Raw genomic sequence first — 17956 nt, 5'->3', positions numbered from 1 at the left:
GGCGCGGCTGGGGCGGGAACGCAATATCGGTATACTGGTCTATCCTGCTTTCGCTGCGGGCTTGCGAGCCTGCCGGCACTTACTTCCTGGGGTTTTGGCGAGCGTATGAAACGTTATCTGTCTGCTTTTCTGGCTGCGGCTGTGGTGTCCACGGCGGCCTATGCGCAAAGCGCGCCTGATGCGGTGGTGAAGAGCGCCGTCGAAGGCACGGTGGCCGCGATGAAGGCCGATCCGCAGGCGCGCGGCGGCGATATGGCCAAAATTACGGAGCTGGTTCAAACGCGATTCGTACCGGCTACCGATTTTCAGCGGACCACGCGGATCGCGGTAGGGAAGGCATGGAGTACGGCGACCCCTGAGCAGCAAAAGCAGCTCTATGACCAGTTTACGCTGCTGCTGGTGCGGACCTACGCCGCCTCGCTGTCGCAGTTGCGGGATCAGGATGTGAAGTTCAAATTTTTACCTGTCGACGCGGCGGCTGGCTCCAAGGACCTGGTGGTGCAGTCGCACGTGATCAGCAATGGCGGCGATGACGCCATCGATTACCGGATGACCAAGGGCGCCAACGGCTGGAAGATTTACGACATCAACATGATGGGCGCCTGGTTGATTCAGGTGTATCAGACGCAGTTTGCCGATCAGATTTCCAAGGGCGGCGTGGATGGACTGATCAAGTTCCTGACCGCGCATAACGCGCGGAGCGCGGGCTAAGATTTTCTGCCGCTTCGCAGCGGCACCGCACGTTCGGCTGTGCATAGCAAACGCGCTGCGCACGCCGATGACCCAAAGAAAAAGCGCGGTGGCCATCCAGCCACCGCGCTTCTATAAGATGCACGACCCGGGGCGCGCAAAACGCCCCTGAAAGTCTCAGTGCGCGGACGCAGCCGTCTGCACCTTCTTGCCCTTGCCGGCACGCCCGATTTCTTCGAGCTTGATCTCGACGTGCCGCGAGAACACGTACTCAGCCGGACGCTGCTTATCCAAAGCAATATCCTTGGTGAAGGCGCCGGAAGTCTTCGGGCCGCGCAGGCTAACCTTCAACGCCTTCAACGGGTGCGCCACCGTATCCATCACGGCAGTCGCTTCGAAGCCGCAGTGCACCATGCAATCCGCGCACTTCTCGTAGTTGCCCGTACCGTACTTTTCCCACTCCGTGGTTTCCATCAATTCCTTGAAGGTCTTCACGTAGCCTTCGCCGACCAGGTAGCACGGCTTCTGCCAGCCGAACACCGTACGCGCCGGGTTGCCCCAAGGCGTGCACTCGTACGTCTGATTGCCGGCCAGGAAGTCGAGGAACATGCCCGACTGGCTGAACGACCAGTTCTTGCCGTTGTTGCCACGCTTGAAAATCTCGCGGAACAGTTGCTTGGTCTTGTCGCGGTTCAGGAAGTGTTGCTGATCCGGCGCGCGTTCGTACGCGTAACCCGGCGAGACGGTGATGCCGTCCACGCCCATCGGGCCGAGCGTGTCGAAGAACGCGGCAACGCGTTCCGGCACGGCGTCGTTGAACAGCGTGCAGTTGATGTTCACGCGGAAACCACGGCGCTTCGCTTCCTTGATGGCTGCGACGGCCTTGACGTACACGCCTTCCTGCGACACCGAGTGATCGTGCGCCTGTTCGTCGCCGTCCAGGTGAACCGACCAGACGAAGTACGGATTCGGCTCGTAGTCGTCCATCTTCTTTTCCATCAGCAGCGCGTTCGTGCACAGGTACACGAATTTCTTGCGCGCGATGATGCCCTTCACGATCTGCGGCATTTCCTTGTGCAGGAGCGGCTCGCCGCCTGCAATCGAAACAACCGGTGCGCCGCATTCGTCGACTGCGCCAAGGCATTCTTCGAGCGACAGACGCTGATTCAGGATGGGATCCGGATAATCGATCTTGCCGCAGCCATTGCAGGCAAGATTGCAGCGGAACAGCGGCTCCAGCATCAAGGCGAGCGGGTAGCGTTTGTTGCCAGAGAGATGCTGACGCATGATGTATGCGCCGACCCGGACTTTCTGTAGCAGCGGAATAGACAAGACGTCCTCCTTAAACTTCGCGTGCAGCGAGTGGTTGCATCAGTTTCGATGGCAACTTGAATTCGACTTTCTCTTCACGGCCCGCCATCGTCGTGACATCGACAGGCCCCAATGCGCGCAGCGCATCGATTACGTTCTTTACCATTTCTTCCGGCGCTGAAGCACCGGCCGTGATGCCGACGGTTTGCGCGTTCGCAAACCACTCCGGCTTCACTTCCGAACCGTCGGCGACGAGATAACTCGCCACGCCGCTTTCGCTGCCGATCTCGCGCAGCCGGTTCGAGTTCGAACTGTTGGTTGCACCTACCACCAGCAGTACCTCGACCTCTTTGCTCAGTTCACGCACCGCCGCCTGACGGTTTTGCGTGGCGTAGCAGATGTCGCGCGTGTCGGGACCGACGATGTCGGTAAAACGCTGCAGCAGGGCATCGATGATGCCACGTGTGTCGTCCACCGATAGCGTGGTCTGCGTGACGTACGCAAGCGGCGTATCGAGCGGCAGGTCCAGATGCGCGACTTCAGCCTCGCTCTGCACCAGCAGCACCTTGCCGGGAATCTGGCCGATCGTGCCTTCCACTTCCGGATGGCCCGCGTGGCCGATCAGAATCAGGGTACGACCCGCGGCCACATATTGGCGCCCTTGCACGTGGACCTTGGTCACGAGCGGGCAGGTCGCGTCGAGCACGTCGAGGCCGCGCTGCTCCGCGTCGCGCTCGACGGTCTGTGCGACACCGTGCGCGCTGAAAATTGCCACGGCGCCATGCGGCACCTCATCGAGTTCTTCGACAAAGCGCGCCCCTTTCTGGCGCAGGTTATCCACCACGTGCCGATTGTGAACAATCTCGTGGCGAACATACACGGGCGCACCGTGTTGCTGTAACGCGCGATCGACGATCTCAATTGCACGTACAACACCCGCACAAAAACCGCGGGGTTGAGCAAGGATGACTCGCATAAATGGGCGAACTCCGACTGACGCGGGTTTCGAAGAAGCCGGTAACTATGACTTTATCGCCGCGATCATCTATTTAGTTGACGTCTTGAGCCCCGGCGACCAGCCGGTACAGCAAAACCAAACGCGCATTCTAACGCTATCAGGCCGGCTTTGCTTTGGCGGGCCCGTCAGGGTGTTGGTACGCCGCCGCGCTGCGGGCTCGCCGCCCGGCGCCGCTCCTATGGCGCATGCGGCAATGATTACACGCTGCACCGGTTTGGCGGAACCCTTAAACTACATGGTCCTGCGGCGCACGTTGGCGGCCGCATTACAAAAAGGTTTCGAGGCTCGCTGGATGGACGTCGATCAATACGAAAATTTTCCGGTCGCGAGCGTGTTGCTGCCAAAGGCGCTGCGCGCGCCAGTCGGCATTATCTATCAGGTTGTCCGCACCGCTGCTGACATTGCCGAGGAAGGCGACTGGAGCCCGGCCGAGCGGCATGCCCGCCTGGCCGACTTCCGCGCCGGCCTCGACGCGGTGGCGGAGCGGCGCGCGGCGCCGGTACACCCGCTGCTGTTCGGCAAGCTCGCCGGCGTGATCGCGCAGTATAAACTGCCGCTCGCGCCGTTCTACGACCTGCTCCACGCCTGCGGTCAGGACATCGACACCCGCCGTTACGCCGACCGGTCCGCCTTGCTCGACTATTGCCGCCACTCGGCTAGCCCGATCGGGCATCTGATGCTGCATCTGGTGTGCGCAGCCACGCCGGAGAATCTCGCCGACGCCGATGCGATCTGCACAGCCTCGCAACTGATCAGCTTCTGGCAGGACGTCGCGGCCGATTGGGAAAAAGACCGTGTCTATCTGCCGCTCGCGGATCTGCGGCGCTTCAACGTGACCGAGGCGCAGATTGCGAGAGGCGTTGTCGACGACGCCTGGACGAAGCTGATGGCCTACGAAATTTCGTTCGTGCGGACCACGCTGGTCCGTGGCGCGCCGCTCGCGCTGCGCATTCCCGGGCGCTTGGGGATCGAACTGTGCGGCGCCATCCACGGCGGCCTGCGCATCCTCGAGCGGATCGAAAAGGCCGGCTACGACGTGTTTCGCCAGCGGCCGGTGCTCAACACATTTGACTGGTGTGTCGTCGCGATACGCACGCTGGTGATGCGCCTGTCGCGGCGCGTCGGCGTGCCAGCGGGTTCACTTGAGGGAAATGCTTAATGGTGGTGGTTCTGTTTCTTCTGTCCTGTCTGTCCCTGTTGATCTGGTGCGTGTTGCTGTTTGCGCGCGGCGGTTTCTGGCGGGCGCGGCCCGCCGCGCCGCTCACGCTTGAACCGCGCGAAACGTGGCCGGCGGTTGCCGCCGTGGTGCCGGCACGCAATGAAGTCGATGTGATCGCAGAAGCGGTCACCACCTTGCTCGAGCAGGACTATCCGGGCGCCTTCCACGTGATCGTCGTCGACGACCACAGCACCGACGGCACCGCCGACGCCGCTCGTGCCGCCGCGTTGCAACTGCAATGCCCCGATCGCCTGACGGTGCTGAGCGCAAAGCCGCTGCCGCCGGGCTGGTCGGGCAAGGTGTGGGCGCAGTCGCAAGGTATCGAGGCGGTGCGCACGCTCGGCCTGCCCGCCGATTTCCTGTTATTAACCGATGCCGACATCGGCCATCCCGCCGACGCCGTCGCGCAACTCGTCGCCCGTGCGGATGCGGAAAAGCGCGACCTTGTCTCGCTGATGGTCCGTCTGCGCTGCGATTCGTTCTGGGAGAAGGCGCTGATTCCGGCCTTCGTGTTCTTCTTCGCCAAGCTGTATCCGTTCTCGTGGGTCAACAATCCGCGCAACCGCACGGCAGCGGCGGCGGGCGGCTGCATGCTGGTGCGGCGCAGCGCGCTCGAAGAAGCGGGCGGCATCGAGTCGATTCGCGCCGAGCTGATCGACGATTGCAGCCTCGCCGCGCGAATCAAGCATCGCGGCACGGGGCGTCACCCGATCCGTCTGGATGTGGCGGCGCGCAGCGTGTCGCTGCGTCCGTACGATAGCTGGCGTGAGATCTGGAACATGATCGCGCGTACGGCTTTTACGCAGCTGCATTACTCGCCGCTGTTGCTGGCCGGTACGCTGCTGGGTATGACGATCATCTACCTGGTGCCGCCGGCCGCCGCACTGGTGCTCGGTCCCCTGGGCTGGCCCGCGTGGCTTGCCTGGGCGCTCATGTGCTGCGCTTATGCGCCGATGCTCAGCTATTACCGCCGCTCGCCGCTGTGGGCGCCGTTTCTGCCGCTGGTTGCGTTGTTCTATGTCGGCGCGACGTTTGCGTCGGCGGTGCGCTACTGGCGCGGCAAGGGTGGCCAATGGAAGGCGCGGGTGCAGGCGCCCGTGCAGGAGCGCTGAGACGCGCCTGTCCCGCAATGTGTCGGACGAAAAAAAGCGGCGCTCGGGTGCCGCTTTTTTTACGTCGACGGGGACATCAGGCGTTGGTGAGCATCATGTACATCTGAATCACCATATCGGGCGAGAACGTGAACGGCACCCAGCCGTGGCCGGTGTGGCGCATGACCAGCAGGCGGTCGCCGTTCGACTGTTTCTGCACGGCCATGACGGGATTTTTCGTCGATACGAAGCGCCAACCCGGCGGGATTCCGGGCGGCGGTTCCGGCGTCATCGAGGCACGGGCGTTCGACAATTCCTCGATCAGCTGGCCGATCTGCTCGGCACGCAGCGCGACCGTCTGGCCGCCGATCGTCATCGTGATTTCGTTCTGCGCCGGGCGGTTGATTTCGAGGGTGGGCAGCGCCTGGGCGGCTGGTTCTTCACCAGGCGCGGGCGCAGATGCCGTTTCCGTCGTTTCCGTCGTCTCCGCCGCTTCTACCACGGCCGCCGCTGCTTCAGGCGCAACGTCTTCTGCTTTCGATCTGGACGCGACGTGATCCGCCACCGGCGCTTCCTGCGCTGCGGTTAATGCGGGTGTCTCGGGAATGTTTTCGGCCCGCGGGGCCACGACAGCCTGGATGAGCTGATCGACGCCCATTTCCAGCGCGCCGAGCTGTTCATGAAGATTCATGCGAGGTTTCTCTGGTAAGACCCACGATTTTACCTGCTGCGCGTAGGCTTTTACCTGTCGCAAACACAGTGACGTTGTAACAAAGTGCGTGCAGGCCGCGCTGGATCGCCCGGCGTGGCTTGCATGCCGCGACTTGAGCGGCCTGACCTGATGGACCCGCACGCGTCAGGTCGTTCGTGCGGGCGAAAAGTACAGCCTTGGATTCGGCCTCACTTCAGGGCTTCATTCAGGGCTTCAAATACCCGGCCTGTCTGAACCAATCGAGCGCATCGCTCAACCCTTCCCGATAGGGCCGCGCGCGATAGCCGAGTTCGCGTTCGGCCTTCGCCGACGTGAAGTACATCTTGTTCTTCGACATCTTCAAGCCGTCGACAGTGAGGAACGGTTCGCGCTTCGTGATCTTGGCGACCGCTTCGGCGCCTGCGGCGAGCGGATAGAGCGGCCAGCGCGGCAAACTCAGCGTCGGCGCCTTGCGGCCGGTCAGCGCGGCGATATCCGCGAGCATTTGCTGCAGCGGCAGATTCTCGCCGCCGAGAATATAGCGCTCGCCAATCTTGCCGCGTTCGAGCGCAAGAAAATGGCCGGCAGCCACGTCGTCCACGTGCACGAGGTTCAGCCCCGTATCGACGAATGCGGGAATTTTGCCGAGCGCCGCTTCGACGATAATGCGCCCGGTCGGCGTCGGCTTGACGTCGCGCGGACCGATTGGCGTGGACGGATTGACGATTACAGCCGGCAGGCCGTCTTCGGCGATCATGCGCTCCACCGCGCGTTCGGCCAGCACCTTGCTGCGCTTGTACACGCCGATCGCCTGATCGGCTTTCAGCGGCGACGTTTCGTCAGCGGACTGGCCGGAACTGGTGACTTTCAGCGTGGCCACGCTGCTCGTGTACACGATGCGTTCGACGCCTTCCTTCAACGCCGCGCGCATGGTCGCCTCGGTGCCTTCGAGGTTCGAGCGCTCGATTTCGCTCGGGTCCGGCGCCCACAGGCGATAGTCGGCAGCGACGTGCAGCAGATAGCGCACGCCGCGCAGCGCGCTGCGCATCGACGCTTCGTCGCGCATATCGCCGACGACGATTTCCGCATCCAGCGCCTCGACGTTTTTGCGCGGACTGGTGGCGCGCACCAGCACGCGCACCTTGAAACCCTTCTGCTGCGCGATGCGCGCCACCGACGAGCCGACGAAGCCGGATGCGCCGGTCACGAGCACGAGATCGCGATTCTGTTCGGTCATTCTCTTTCTTTCCCTGCGTGACAGTCGACGGATTGTACGTGTCGCGCGTGCCGTGTGTCGCGCCGGGCGGCCTCGGCGTGCGGGCGAGTTCAAGAGACGCCGAGCATTCTCGTCGCGACGCGGCTAGAATGCCGGCTTGAAAGATTGTGAGAGAGGACGGCATGGCCCCGGATCTGGATCAACGGATCGAAACGTATTACGTGCGGGTGCGCGGCACCGTGCAGGGCGTGGGCTTTCGCCACGCCACCGTACGGCAGGCCCATGCGCTCGGTATCAAGGGATGGGTGGCGAATCTCGACGACGGTTCCGTCGAAGCCATGTTGCAGGGTTCGGCCAACCAGGTCGACCGGATGCTGTCGTGGCTGCGTCACGGGCCGCCGGCGGCGCGCGTCACCGAAGTGACCGGCGAAGAGCGCGCGACCGAAAAGCGTTACGAGCGGTTCGAGCAGCACTGAACCCTTATCGCGCCACCAGCAAACTCTCAGCGAACCCCCACCCGTCTTCGATCCACTGATGGCTGCACACGAAGCCTGCGTCGTCGGCGATCGCGGGCATCTCGTCCGCGCGATATTTGTGGCTGCTCTCGGTCCAGATCGTTTCGCCTGCCTTGAGCGCGACCGTCAATTGCGCGGCGCCCACATGCGCGGTGACATCGCGCTTCGCACGCAGATGCATCTCGATGCTGCGCGCGTCCGGATTGAAGCGGGCGACGTGTTCGAACGCATCGAGCGGAAAATCGCCGTCGAGTTCGCGATTGATGCGCGCCAGCAGATTCAGGTTGAACGATGCGGTGACGCCGATCGAATCGTCATACGCGGCCACGAGCACCGGCGTCGGCTTGATCAGATCCGTGCCGAGCAGCAGCGCGTCGCCGGGCGCGAGCATGTTGCGGATATCGCGCAGAAAACGCGTCGCCGCGAGCCGGCCGAAATTGCCGATCGTACTGCCAAGAAACAGGACGAGTAAGCGCTCGTCTGCCGCGCGGTTCTTGCTCACCTCGGCCAGTCCGGCCAGATAATCGCGTTCATAGCCGACGATCGAAATCCGTTCGATGTCACCGAGTTCGCGCCTGCACAGCTGCAACGCGCTGCGCGAAATTTCAATCGGGCAGTAAGAAGTGGGGCGCTTTTTACACAGCGCTTCCAGAATGCGCCGCGTTTTGCGGCCGCTGCCGCTGCCCAGTTCGGCGACCGTCACGTCGTGCGGCAAATGCGCGACGATGTCCGCGGCATGCTTAGCGAGCAGCCGCTCCTCGGCGCGTGTCACACCGTATTCGGGCAATACGGTGATCACTTCAAACAGCGCTGAGCCCACTTCGTCATACAGGTACTTGGACGGCAACTCTTTTTGTGGCGTGTGCGTGAGTCCAGCGCGAACGTCGGCGGCGAAGGCCGCGCGTAGCAGGTCGGGCGATGTGTCGTGTGAGAGGGCTGGCTGGGTCATGCTGGCTCCAGTAGTCACATTCGATGAGTGGGATGGCTGGCCGGATGGTGGCAGGTGCAACGAAACACAAGTGATGCATGCAGCGGGAAGACGGACGGGCCCGGTCCGCGTGGACTGCCTTGATTGGCCCGGCTCATTGGTGCTGCAGATGACGGTTGCAAATGACGATTGACGGTTGCGACGGATCTCCAGAACGTCCTGGAAGACCTTGCCAACGGTGCCACCCGACTTCGTAGCAAGATTCGCGCTTGAGCAACGGCATGGGCAGTTGCCGGCGTTGCAGTTGCGAATTCGCCTATCGCGCGTGAAGTTATGTTCTAGTGCATCGGCGCGCGATGCGCACGGGAAAAATTGCAGCTTGCTGAAAGGACCGCGCGGACACGCTGGCGAGGAACCCGTCTAGAATGCCCGCTTGCATCGCCTATCGAAGATAAAAATGCGGCGCTTGATACGCACTATCAGCCGCACTGCCTGCTTGTGAGACTTCACCTCTAATGACAACAAATCGAGGCGCACAGCCTTATGCTGCGCCGCACACATCTGCATCCCGCTCCGCTCGCGTACCTGCACCGCACGTCGAAGTGATAGCGCCACGGGCCGCGCAATGAACCAGTATGACCCAAAGCGCGGTATCGCGTTGTCAGTCGGCGCGTCGGCGCTGTTTGCTTTACTGTCCGCTTACGCCAAGCTGCTCGAGCCGTTGAGCGGTCTCGACATTTTCGCGTGGCGGGTCGTGTGGACTGTTCCCGGGGCGCTATTGCTGATCATGTTGCGCAAACGCCTGCCGATTCTCCGGCAACTTCTTTGCCGCATGGTGACAGAGCCGAAGCTCGGCGCAGCGATGGTTGTCAGCGCGGCCTTGCTGGGTGTGCAGCTATGGGTGTTTCTATGGGCGCCGCTGCATGGACGCATGCTCGAAGTCTCGCTCGGCTATTTTCTGCTGCCGCTCGTGATGGTGCTGGTGGGGCGCTTCTACTATTACGAGCGCCTCGACGGTCTGCAATGGCTCGCGGTGATTTGCGCTGTATTGGGCGTCGTGCATGAACTGTGGATGACGGGTGCCTTTTCGTGGCCTACCTTGCTCGTCTCGCTCGGTTATCCGCCGTATTTTGTGCTGCGCCGCAAAATCAACCAGGATTCGCTCGCCATGTTCACCGTGGAAATGGCGCTGCTGCTGCCTGCGGCGGCCGTGTTCATCATCATAGGCGGTTCGTTGACCATGATCGGCGGACGGATCGACATGTGGTGCTTGCTGTTGCCGGGGCTCGGCGCGCTCAGCACGGTTGCGCTGGCTTCGTATCTGAAGGCGAGCCGCCTATTGCCGGTCGCCTTGTTCGGCATTCTCGGCTATGTCGAGCCGGTATTGCTTGTATTTGTCTCGATCACGTTGCTCGGCGAGACGCTCAGCGCCGGACAGTTAGCCACGTATATTCCGATCTGGATGGCGGTTGCGCTGACGGCTTTGCATAGCGTGCGGCTCGTTCGGTTAGCGCCGCGTTGAGGCGCGTGGATTGAGCTGCATTGGTTGAAACGCGGCGGGTGGTTGAGCTGGGACTGCACGCAGCGTTGAGCTTGGCCCGCTGAATCAGGCAGCGCAATTCAGCGGTGCGCTGCCGTGCGATCCGTATTGATGCGCGTTGCGCCGACCTGTGCCTCGATCGCTTCGCGCAACGCCGGCCGCCAGCCAAACCCAAACAACGCCTCAGCGAGAACGAATAGCGGCCCGATCAGCAAACCGATCACATCGTCGACAAAGGCCGGCTTGCGATGTTCGTAGGCCACGTGGCCGATGAATTGAAACACCCAGCCGATCACAAAGAGTCCGATACCCGAGGCGAGCCAGACGAGGGTAGTTTGCGCGGCGAGCCACTGCCCGCAAGCGATGCACACTACCGATACCACGGCCATCATCGCGCCGAGCGGCACGTCGAGTACCAGGTAGTAGAGGGTCGCCGCGGCGAACAATACCCAAGCGGGCGATAAGGTGTACGGTAGCGCGCCGAAGCTGAAAGCAGGCCGGCTCAACAATACCGCCAGCGCCAGCACGATCATCGGAATGCCGACGAAATGCGTGGCGATATTGCGCCGGTCGCGGTGGTAGGCCGCGTATTGCGTCAGCTGTTGCGTCAGCGTTCTCATGGATGCCGCTCCTCAATCAAAGTCAGCATAATCGCGGGCAGCGGAATTTGAAACCATCGGGTAGCCGACAATCGGGCACGGACACCGTCCTATGACTGCGAGTTTTTCATCGAATGAGCTTGCCGCGCTGCTTGAACGCAGCGCGTGGTTTCGCTCGGCGCCCGCTGCCATGCGGGCGCGGCTGATCGAAGCGGGGCGTGTGGAGCGCCTCGCGGCCGGCGAGCGGCTCTTCACGCGCGGCGATTCCGACGACGGCCTCTATTGCGTGCTCGACGGTCTCGTGAGAATCGGCGCGGCGAGTTCGGCCGGCAAAGAGGCATTGCTTGCAGTTATCGAGCCGGTCAACTGGTTCGGCGAGATCGCGCTGTTCGATAACCGGCCGCGAACCCATAACGCGTATGCCGAACGCGATTCGGAGCTGTTTCATGTGCCACGCACCGCGCTTGCCGAACTGCTCGAACGTATGCCCGAATATTGGCATGCCTTCGGTTTGCTGTTGACGCAAAAGCTGCGCCTCGCTTTCGACGCCATTGAAGAAGCCGCCTTGCTGCCCGCCGCGCAGCGCGTGGCGCGCCGTTTGCTGTTGATGGCAGGCGGCTACGGCGAACCCGGCGCATTGCGGCGCGTCCTCAAGGTGCCGCAGGAGGACCTGGCGATGATGCTGGCGTTGTCGCGGCAGACGATCAATCAGGTGCTCAAGCAGTTCGAAGCGCAGGGCGCGTTGAAGCTGGGCTATGCGGAAATCGACATTACCGATGTGCAAAAGCTCAGGGCGCTAGCCGATCTGAATCCGTCCGCGGATTGATCGCCTCGATCTACACGCAAAGCTCAATCTTTGTCTCCCCTACACGTCTACTCACGCGCCGCTGCATCTTTATAAGCATCTTACGGCGCACTTCTATTTCTTTAGCGATTCGCGATGATGAACTCATTCGCGGCGCATTCCACCTCGAACCTTCTTGTGGCTGCTTTAGCTCATCGCTTCAGCAAACTCGGCGCGCAGGTCCTGCAACCTGTCGCGCGCGGTGCTCAATCGCTCGACGAGTTGTGCCGACGCGCGCGTGATCGGCATGCGCGTTTCGTCGGTCATTGCATGATCGAATGCCAGCATCGCCTTGATCGCGGACGGATTGGGCGCGGCGAACAGCAGGCGCAACACGGGCAACAAACTCGCGAACAGATTGCGTTCGTCCGGGTCGCGGCCGGTGCGGATCAATTCCTGTACTGCGACCAGCAAGTCCGCGCAGACATGTGCGCTTGCCAGAATGCCACCTGTGCCGCCGTTGTGCAGGCAGTCGTCCAAGGCTTCATCGGTGCCGCACAGCACATTGATCGGCAGGCCGCGCAGCTTGCTGAAATGATCCTTTACGCATTCCTTGATCGCGACGATATTGCTGCATTCGACCAGACGGGCAACCGTGTCCGGCGCGATCGTCACGCCGGTGCGGTGCGGCACGTCGTACAGAACGATAGGGCGTTCGGTGGCGAGTGCGGCCTGTTCGAAATGCCATTGCACGCCGGCTTGATCCGGACATACGTATGACGGCGGAGATACCAGGTAGCCCGCGCAGTCCCAGCGCTCATAGCGCTGAATATCGTGCAGGACGTCGCGTGTATTGGCGCCCCCAACGCCGATCAGCATCGGCAGACGGGAACCGATCACATCGGTTAGCGCTTGCAAGACGGTGAGGCGTTCGGATTCCTGTAACAAAGCGGCTTCGCCGGTCGTGCTCAGCGCGACAAAACCGCTGATCTCCGTGCGGAGATAGTAGTTCGCGAGACGCTGTAACGCGTCGACGTCGACCTCACCATTCCGGAACGGCGTAACGATGGGCAACCAGATTCCGGAGAACATGATTAGCATGCCTTTGCGACGGCATGGCGGCGCTTCAATGGTCCGATCAGTGCAGCAGGGAGTGTCGAAATCAGCGTATGCAAGGTGAAATCGAGGTCGTCGAGCGCGATGTCGAGTTGCACGCGCACTTCTTCACGCACGGCCTCCGTGCTGACCACATATACGCCGAGCGGAGAATGAAGCAGCGTGCTGAGTTGGGTGCCGGGAAGATCGTGCGGGGGATGAGGCAGGGTGACCTGCAAGCGGGCGCGACCAACGGGGAAGGAAAGAACATTGTTGCGCTGGACCGGCGGCGCGCTGAGCGGCTGCGTTTCGACGTTGTCGATGGATTGCGTGAGTGCCATTTGATGCGGCGTTCGTTGACGCCATGGTTGATCAGGACAGTTCGAGATTAGACGTGTACGAGTAAACGCAGTGCAAAAATTGGGGTATCCGCTGAAAAAATCATGCGGGTTCGACGTGGTGCTCGAATTGAATCAGGCGCCGCGCTGGCAATTTAACGTTGCGCGGACTTCAAACCCGTTCATTCGACATGCCCATAAAAAAAGGCGAGTCGTGAGACTCGCCCTCCCTGAACGGCAGCGTTCGGCTTCGATTAACTACAGATGCGTGGCCGGTGTGTGCCGAAAACCGATCACGTGTTATTGCGTTTTCGTCGCGTCGGTCTTTGCGCCGTCGGCTTTTGCCGGGACATTGCTGGCCTCTTTCGCACTCTCCGTTTTGGTCTTGTCCGCGCTTGCTTCAACGGCGGTCTTCTTGACGGCCTTATGGGCCTTTGCCGTGTGGCTGGTGGAAGCCTTTTTCACGTGCGCCTTCGTCGCCGCCTTGGTCGGCGCTTTTGTCGTGGCGGCGCCTTCATCCGTGGCGCCGGTTTGCACGGCGGTGCTCGCCTTCAGATTCGCTTGACCGGCAGGTTGCGTTTGCGCCGGTTGCGCGGCCGCCGGTGCTGCAGTTTGGGCAAATGCAGTCGACACGACCAGAGCGGAAGCGAGAGCAGCGAAAAGCGTCTTCATGATGTAACTCCTGGTTAAACCGGTTGTTCTTTGTGTCGCGGCTGAAATGTTTCAGCGCTGCCGGTTTAACGTTGGCCGGAAGACAGCAGTTGACGATGCTCTGGTGACAAAACGTAACGGCGGATACATATTGCCGTGTGCAATTCGAACGGGATCTGGCGAAGCGGATGGCGAGAATCGCGCGCGGCGGCGCGATTGGTCCTGGAGGATATTGCCGGGCACGACGGCATGCGTCGGTTGATGAGCTTGCGTCCGCTTTGATATGTGGCGTGTGCCGTTCAGCTACCCGCGCCGGGCTGAAACGGCACACGCGTCAAAGCAGGATCAACGGCTATTGCCGAGTACCTTCTGTGCAGTCGCATCGACGGCCTGCCGCATCTTGTCGACCAGTTCGTCGATCTGCGCGTGGTCGATCACCAGCGGCGGGGCGACGATCAGCCGGCCGTTCGTCGAGCGTACGATGGCGCCCAGTTCGAAGCCGACAGACCGGCTATGCCAGGTCAACTCGGCTTCGTCGCTAAAGCGCTCACGCGTGGCCTTGTTTTTCGCGAACTGTATTGCGGCCACCGCCCCCACGCCCTGGATCTCACCGATCAACGGGTGATCGGCGAATGCGTCACGCAACGCCTTCTGCAGATACGGACCCGTATCGCTCTTCGTGCGCTCGACCAGATGCTCGTTCTGAAGGACATCGAGATTGGCCAGCGCAACCGCCGCCGCAACCGGGTGACCTGAGTAGGTCAATCCGTGCGCATAGACACCGCCTTTCTCGACCAGCGCCTCGCCAACTTGCCGGCTCATCACCAGACCGCCCATCGGCACGTAGCCCGACGTCAGACCCTTGGCAATACAGATCAGATCCGGCTCGAAGCCGAAATGCCGGTGCGCGAACCACTCGCCGGTTCGCCCGAAACCGCCGATCACTTCGTCCGCACACAACAGCACGTCGTACTGACGGCAAATGCGCTGGATCTCCTGCCAGTAGCCGTCCGGCGGAAAGATCATGCCGCCCGCCCCCTGGAACGGTTCGGCGATAAAGGCGCCGACCCGGTCCGCGCCCAGTTCGAGAATCTTCTTTTCGAGCGACAACGCGGCCTGCTTGCCGAACGCTTCAGGGCTCAGATCGCCACCGTTCGCGTACCAGTAGGGTTCATCGACGTGTGTCACATTGGGAATCGGCAGGTCGCCCATCTCATGCATGAAGGCCATGCCGCCCAGCGACGCGCTGCCGACGGTCGACCCGTGGTAGCCATTGATTCGCCCGATCAATACCTTTTTGCCGGGCTTGCCCATGATGTCCCAGTACCGGCGCACCGTACGAATGAGGACTTCATTCGCCTCGGAGCCTGAGTTCGTGTACACGACGTGACTAAAACGATCGCCCAGCAGCGAGAACAGCCGTTCCGACAATTCGATCACTGCGGGATGCGTGGTGTGAAAGAACATGTTGTAGTACGACAGTTCCTTCATCTGCCGTGACGCTGCGTCGATCAGCTCCTGACGGCCGTAACCGACGTTGGTGCACCAGAGGCCAGACATGCCGTCGATGTAACGGTTTCCATCGTTATCCCACAGATAGACACCTTCGCCCCGAACCATCACACGCGGCCCTTCGTTGTTCAGGGCTTTCTGATCGACGAAGGCATGCAGATGGTGGGCTGCATCGCTTTGTTGGTAATCGCGGGTGGCGCGGTGCGGGAAATTAGGAGCATTCATGTTCAAGGTTCCAGTTGTGTAACGGACGGCTTTCTTTTTTCACGTCCCGGTGCGGCGAGTCGTCCGCACCCAGGCTTTACGCTCAGGCTTATTGCAGATTTGTTTTGGCAGCGGCGCGACGGATCAATAGCTGATCCACGTCGTTTTTAGCCCGGTGTATTTGTCGAGTGCATGCAAGGACAGATCGCGGCCGAATCCCGATTGACGGAAACCCCCAAACGGAGTTTGCGCGCTGAGTGCGTCGACGGTGTTGACGGAAACCGTGCCGGCCCGCAAGCGTGACGCCACGCGATGTGCGCGTGATAGACCGCCCGTCCAGACCGAAGCAGCGAGTCCATAAATCGAATCGTTGGCGAGCGCGATCGCCTCGTCCTCGGTATCGAATTTGAGAACCGACAGCACCGGTCCAAAGATTTCTTCACGCGCAATCGGATCGTTTGCGTTCACGTCGACGAAAATGGTCGGCTCGATGAAATACCCCTTGCCGTCGACAAGCCGGGTTCCGCCGCCGGTTGCCAGCGTCGCGTTCGTGCGCCCTCGTGCGATCCATTCTTTAACCCGCTCGAACTGAGTGCGGTCGACGATTGCGCCCATGCCGCTGGCAGGATCAAGCGGATCGCCCGGCATGAAGTCGCGCGACTGCGCGATCAGGCGATCGACAAATTCATCGTGGATCGAGCGATGCACCAGCAGTCGTGAATTGGCCGAGCAGACTTCGCCCTGATTGAAGAAAATACCGAAGCACGCTTTGCGGGCTGCGAGATCGAGATCGTCTGCGTCTTCGAAAACCAGATTCGGGCTCTTGCCGCCGCATTCGAGCCAGACCTGCTTCATATTCGATTGCGCGGCATATTCGAGAAACTTCTTGCCGACGGCCGTCGACCCCGTAAACGCCAGGACATCGACGTCCGGATGCAAGCCGAGCGCGCGCCCCGCCGTCTCGCCGAAGCCGGGTACGACGTTCAGCACGCCTGGCGGCAGTCCGGCTTCGAGCGCGAGTTCCGCAAGACGCAAGGCGGATAGCGGGGACTGTTCCGCGGGCTTCAGCACGACGCTATTGCCTGCCGCAAGGGCCGGGGCAATTTTCCAGGCCACCATATCGAGCGGGAAATTCCACGGCACGACTGCACCCACCACGCCGAGCGGCTCGCGCGTGACAACGGCGAGATTGCCTGGATCGGTCGACGCGACTTCGCCGTTCACCTTATCGATCGCTTCGCCATACCAGCAGAACAGGCTGCTGGCGGCCGGCACGTCGATGTCGAAGGCGTCGGCCACGCGTTTGCCCATATTGAGCGAGTCGAGCAGGGCGAGCTCCGCGCCGTGCGACGCAATCAATGCACCCAGGCGGCTCAAGACGCGCTTGCGTTCCGCCGGCGGACAGCGCGACCAGTGCCCAGCATCGAACGAAACACGGGCAGCACGAACGGCATCGTCAACCTCGGCAACGCCACAGGATGCAACGTTGGCAATCACCGTCTCGGTGGCCGGATTGATCGCCTGAAAGGTCTTGCCGTCCTGAGCGTCCGTGAACCGGCCGTCAATGTGTGCCTGCGCGCGCGGGAGAACGTCTGCGGCCAGTCGCCGCCAGTCCGCATGGGTGTGGATATCAGATGAAGAATGACTCAAGGCTTGACTCCGGTCTGGAGACAGGCAGGCGTATCTGCCCCTCTCCTATATCAATGATTGCGACAGCTACTGTTCTGACACCGTACTGTCGACCAACAAAAAGGGACCGGAAAGAACAAATTTGCTCTCCATTGCATCTGTTTTTCCTATCCATTTTCAAAGTTGCATTCCTTGCTGATTTCTTTCACGGTTTCGTTGTGCAAATGCCGGAACAGATTGTGAACCGGCTACTAATAGGCGGAAAGCTGCGACGCGTTTTTGCATCTTAAAAAACTATCCATAAGGTAGGAAAACTATTTTTATTCAATAAATGGGCGATGCTACGCTCCATCCATCGTTCGCCGTAAAGCCCTTGTATCTGGAGGTTTTGCGGGACCAGGAACGCCATGTTGCAAGAGCCGCGCGCACAGGAGACGTTGTGCGTCGCGCCGGTGGGTGGAGGACGGATAAAGAGCCATGAACGAAATCGACGACTTCCTGAAGAAGAACCGCGTCACCGAAATCGAAGCGATCATTCCGGATATGGCCGGGATCGCACGCGGCAAGATCATTCCGCGCAGCAAGTTCGAATCCGGCGAATCGATGCGCTTGCCGCAGGCGGTGATGATCCAGACCGTCACAGGCGACTATCCGGAAGACGGCACGCTCACCGGCGTCACCGACCCGGACATGGTCTGCGTTCCCGACGCCAGCACCATCCGCATGATTCCGTGGGCAGTCGACCCGACCGCCCAGGTGATCCACGATTGCGTTCACTTCGATGGCACGCCCGTCGCGATCTCGCCGCGCCGCGTGCTGCGCCGCGTGCTCGAACTCTACAAGGCCAAAGGCTGGAAGCCGGTTATTGCGCCCGAGCTCGAGTTCTATCTGGTCGACATGAACAAGGACCCGGACCTGCCGCTGC

The 17956-nt window shown here is 61.3% G+C and carries 17 protein-coding genes and 1 pseudogene; 7 read left to right on the top strand and 11 right to left on the bottom strand.

Going from position 1 to position 17956, the window contains the following annotated elements; translation table 11 throughout:
* Window positions 1-105: 105 nt before the first annotated feature.
* A complete protein-coding gene (locus tag PQQ95_RS17865; RefSeq protein ID WP_408438755.1) occupies window positions 106-711 on the top strand; it encodes an MlaC/ttg2D family ABC transporter substrate-binding protein in 606 nt (201 codons plus the stop codon).
* A gap of 156 nt (window positions 712-867) precedes the next feature.
* Here the strand turns inward: PQQ95_RS17865 and hpnH are convergent, their stop codons facing one another.
* Complete coding sequence (gene hpnH / locus PQQ95_RS17860) at window positions 868-2022, bottom strand: adenosyl-hopene transferase HpnH (RefSeq protein ID WP_408438753.1); 1155 nt, start codon at window positions 2020-2022, stop codon at window positions 868-870.
* 10 nt (window positions 2023-2032) lie between these two features.
* On the bottom strand, window positions 2033-2977 hold the full coding sequence (gene ispH, locus PQQ95_RS17855; protein ID WP_408438751.1) for a 4-hydroxy-3-methylbut-2-enyl diphosphate reductase: 945 nt from the start codon (window positions 2975-2977) through the stop codon (window positions 2033-2035).
* A gap of 334 nt (window positions 2978-3311) precedes the next feature.
* Here ispH and hpnC point away from each other — a divergent pair, with 334 nt between their 5' ends.
* Both hpnC and PQQ95_RS17845 read left to right on the top strand, forming a co-directional pair.
* Window positions 3312-4178, top strand: coding sequence for a squalene synthase HpnC (hpnC, locus tag PQQ95_RS17850; RefSeq protein WP_408439120.1), 867 nt, complete (start codon window positions 3312-3314; stop codon window positions 4176-4178).
* Window positions 4178-5350 (top strand): glycosyltransferase, encoded by a 1173-nt coding sequence (locus PQQ95_RS17845; RefSeq protein WP_408438749.1) that lies wholly within the window; start codon window positions 4178-4180, stop codon window positions 5348-5350. Before hpnC ends, PQQ95_RS17845 begins: the two co-directional genes overlap by 1 nt.
* A 76-nt stretch (window positions 5351-5426) precedes the next feature.
* Here PQQ95_RS17845 and PQQ95_RS17840 read toward each other — a convergent pair whose 3' ends face one another.
* Window positions 5427-6020 (bottom strand): hypothetical protein, encoded by a 594-nt coding sequence (locus PQQ95_RS17840; RefSeq protein WP_408439117.1) that lies wholly within the window; start codon window positions 6018-6020, stop codon window positions 5427-5429.
* 226 nt (window positions 6021-6246) lie between these two features.
* A complete protein-coding gene (gene hpnA / locus PQQ95_RS17835; protein ID WP_408438747.1) occupies window positions 6247-7257 on the bottom strand; it encodes a hopanoid-associated sugar epimerase in 1011 nt (336 codons plus the stop codon).
* Window positions 7258-7418: 161 nt separating this feature from the next.
* Between hpnA and PQQ95_RS17830 the strand changes: the two genes are divergently transcribed.
* On the top strand, window positions 7419-7712 hold the full coding sequence (locus tag PQQ95_RS17830; protein WP_063500556.1) for an acylphosphatase: 294 nt from the start codon (window positions 7419-7421) through the stop codon (window positions 7710-7712).
* 4 nt (window positions 7713-7716) lie between these two features.
* Here PQQ95_RS17830 and egtD read toward each other — a convergent pair whose 3' ends face one another.
* Window positions 7717-8700 (bottom strand): L-histidine N(alpha)-methyltransferase, encoded by a 984-nt coding sequence (gene egtD, locus PQQ95_RS17825; protein WP_408438745.1) that lies wholly within the window; start codon window positions 8698-8700, stop codon window positions 7717-7719.
* 604 nt (window positions 8701-9304) lie between these two features.
* On the opposite strand from egtD, the gene rarD reads away from it, so the two are divergent.
* Window positions 9305-10201: an EamA family transporter RarD gene (gene rarD, locus PQQ95_RS17820; RefSeq protein ID WP_408438743.1), complete on the top strand. Its 897-nt coding sequence runs from the start codon at window positions 9305-9307 to the stop codon at window positions 10199-10201.
* A gap of 98 nt (window positions 10202-10299) precedes the next feature.
* Here the strand turns inward: rarD and PQQ95_RS17815 are convergent, their stop codons facing one another.
* Entirely contained in the window at window positions 10300-10839 is a 540-nt protein-coding gene (locus PQQ95_RS17815; protein WP_408438741.1) for an Mpo1 family 2-hydroxy fatty acid dioxygenase, read from the bottom strand.
* A 91-nt stretch (window positions 10840-10930) separates the two neighbouring features.
* Between PQQ95_RS17815 and PQQ95_RS17810 the strand changes: the two genes are divergently transcribed.
* Window positions 10931-11644, top strand: coding sequence for a Crp/Fnr family transcriptional regulator (locus PQQ95_RS17810; protein ID WP_408438740.1), 714 nt, complete (start codon window positions 10931-10933; stop codon window positions 11642-11644).
* Window positions 11645-11809: 165 nt separating this feature from the next.
* Here PQQ95_RS17810 and PQQ95_RS17805 read toward each other — a convergent pair whose 3' ends face one another.
* From PQQ95_RS17805 to PQQ95_RS17785, 5 genes are all read right to left on the bottom strand, one after another.
* Window positions 11810-12694: a 4-hydroxy-tetrahydrodipicolinate synthase family protein gene (locus tag PQQ95_RS17805; RefSeq protein WP_408438738.1), complete on the bottom strand. Its 885-nt coding sequence runs from the start codon at window positions 12692-12694 to the stop codon at window positions 11810-11812.
* 2 nt (window positions 12695-12696) lie between these two features.
* Entirely contained in the window at window positions 12697-13038 is a 342-nt protein-coding gene (locus PQQ95_RS17800; RefSeq protein ID WP_408438736.1) for a hypothetical protein, read from the bottom strand.
* Window positions 13039-13335: 297 nt separating this feature from the next.
* Window positions 13336-13707: a hypothetical protein gene (locus tag PQQ95_RS17795; protein ID WP_408438734.1), complete on the bottom strand. Its 372-nt coding sequence runs from the start codon at window positions 13705-13707 to the stop codon at window positions 13336-13338.
* A gap of 324 nt (window positions 13708-14031) precedes the next feature.
* Window positions 14032-15423, bottom strand: coding sequence for an aspartate aminotransferase family protein (locus PQQ95_RS17790; RefSeq protein WP_408438733.1), 1392 nt, complete (start codon window positions 15421-15423; stop codon window positions 14032-14034).
* Window positions 15424-15546: 123 nt separating this feature from the next.
* On the bottom strand, window positions 15547-17052 hold the full coding sequence (locus PQQ95_RS17785) for an aldehyde dehydrogenase (protein ID WP_408438731.1): 1506 nt from the start codon (window positions 17050-17052) through the stop codon (window positions 15547-15549).
* 456 nt (window positions 17053-17508) lie between these two features.
* Between PQQ95_RS17785 and PQQ95_RS17780 the strand changes: the two are divergent.
* Window positions 17509-17956: pseudogene (locus PQQ95_RS17780) on the top strand (glutamine synthetase); the annotation flags it as partial.

The sequence above is a fragment of the Paraburkholderia caffeinilytica genome, assembly GCF_046030355.1.
In the GTDB taxonomy this organism is placed as follows: Bacteria; Pseudomonadota; Gammaproteobacteria; order Burkholderiales; family Burkholderiaceae; genus Paraburkholderia; species Paraburkholderia caffeinilytica_B.
This window is presented reverse-complemented; position numbering and strand designations above follow the sequence as displayed.

Bases quoted from the DNA above. Each gene is read 5' to 3' on its own strand.
- PQQ95_RS17845 (WP_408438749.1), top strand. From the start codon at position 4,178: ATGGTGGTGGTTCTGTTTCTTCTGTCCTGTCTGTCCCTGTTGATCTGG.
- hpnC (WP_408439120.1), top strand. From the start codon at position 3,312: ATGGACGTCGATCAATACGAAAATTTTCCGGTCGCGAGCGTGTTGCTG.
- PQQ95_RS17790 (WP_408438733.1), bottom strand. From the start codon at position 15,423: ATGAATGCTCCTAATTTCCCGCACCGCGCCACCCGCGATTACCAACAA.
- rarD (WP_408438743.1), top strand. From the start codon at position 9,305: ATGAACCAGTATGACCCAAAGCGCGGTATCGCGTTGTCAGTCGGCGCG.
- PQQ95_RS17810 (WP_408438740.1), top strand. From the start codon at position 10,931: ATGACTGCGAGTTTTTCATCGAATGAGCTTGCCGCGCTGCTTGAACGC.
- hpnA (WP_408438747.1), bottom strand. From the start codon at position 7,257: ATGACCGAACAGAATCGCGATCTCGTGCTCGTGACCGGCGCATCCGGC.
- PQQ95_RS17795 (WP_408438734.1), bottom strand. From the start codon at position 13,707: ATGAAGACGCTTTTCGCTGCTCTCGCTTCCGCTCTGGTCGTGTCGACT.
- ispH (WP_408438751.1), bottom strand. From the start codon at position 2,977: ATGCGAGTCATCCTTGCTCAACCCCGCGGTTTTTGTGCGGGTGTTGTA.
- PQQ95_RS17800 (WP_408438736.1), bottom strand. From the start codon at position 13,038: ATGGCACTCACGCAATCCATCGACAACGTCGAAACGCAGCCGCTCAGC.
- PQQ95_RS17840 (WP_408439117.1), bottom strand. From the start codon at position 6,020: ATGAATCTTCATGAACAGCTCGGCGCGCTGGAAATGGGCGTCGATCAG.
- egtD (WP_408438745.1), bottom strand. From the start codon at position 8,700: ATGACCCAGCCAGCCCTCTCACACGACACATCGCCCGACCTGCTACGC.
- PQQ95_RS17865 (WP_408438755.1), top strand. From the start codon at position 106: ATGAAACGTTATCTGTCTGCTTTTCTGGCTGCGGCTGTGGTGTCCACG.
- PQQ95_RS17805 (WP_408438738.1), bottom strand. From the start codon at position 12,694: ATGTTCTCCGGAATCTGGTTGCCCATCGTTACGCCGTTCCGGAATGGT.
- PQQ95_RS17830 (WP_063500556.1), top strand. From the start codon at position 7,419: ATGGCCCCGGATCTGGATCAACGGATCGAAACGTATTACGTGCGGGTG.
- PQQ95_RS17815 (WP_408438741.1), bottom strand. From the start codon at position 10,839: ATGAGAACGCTGACGCAACAGCTGACGCAATACGCGGCCTACCACCGC.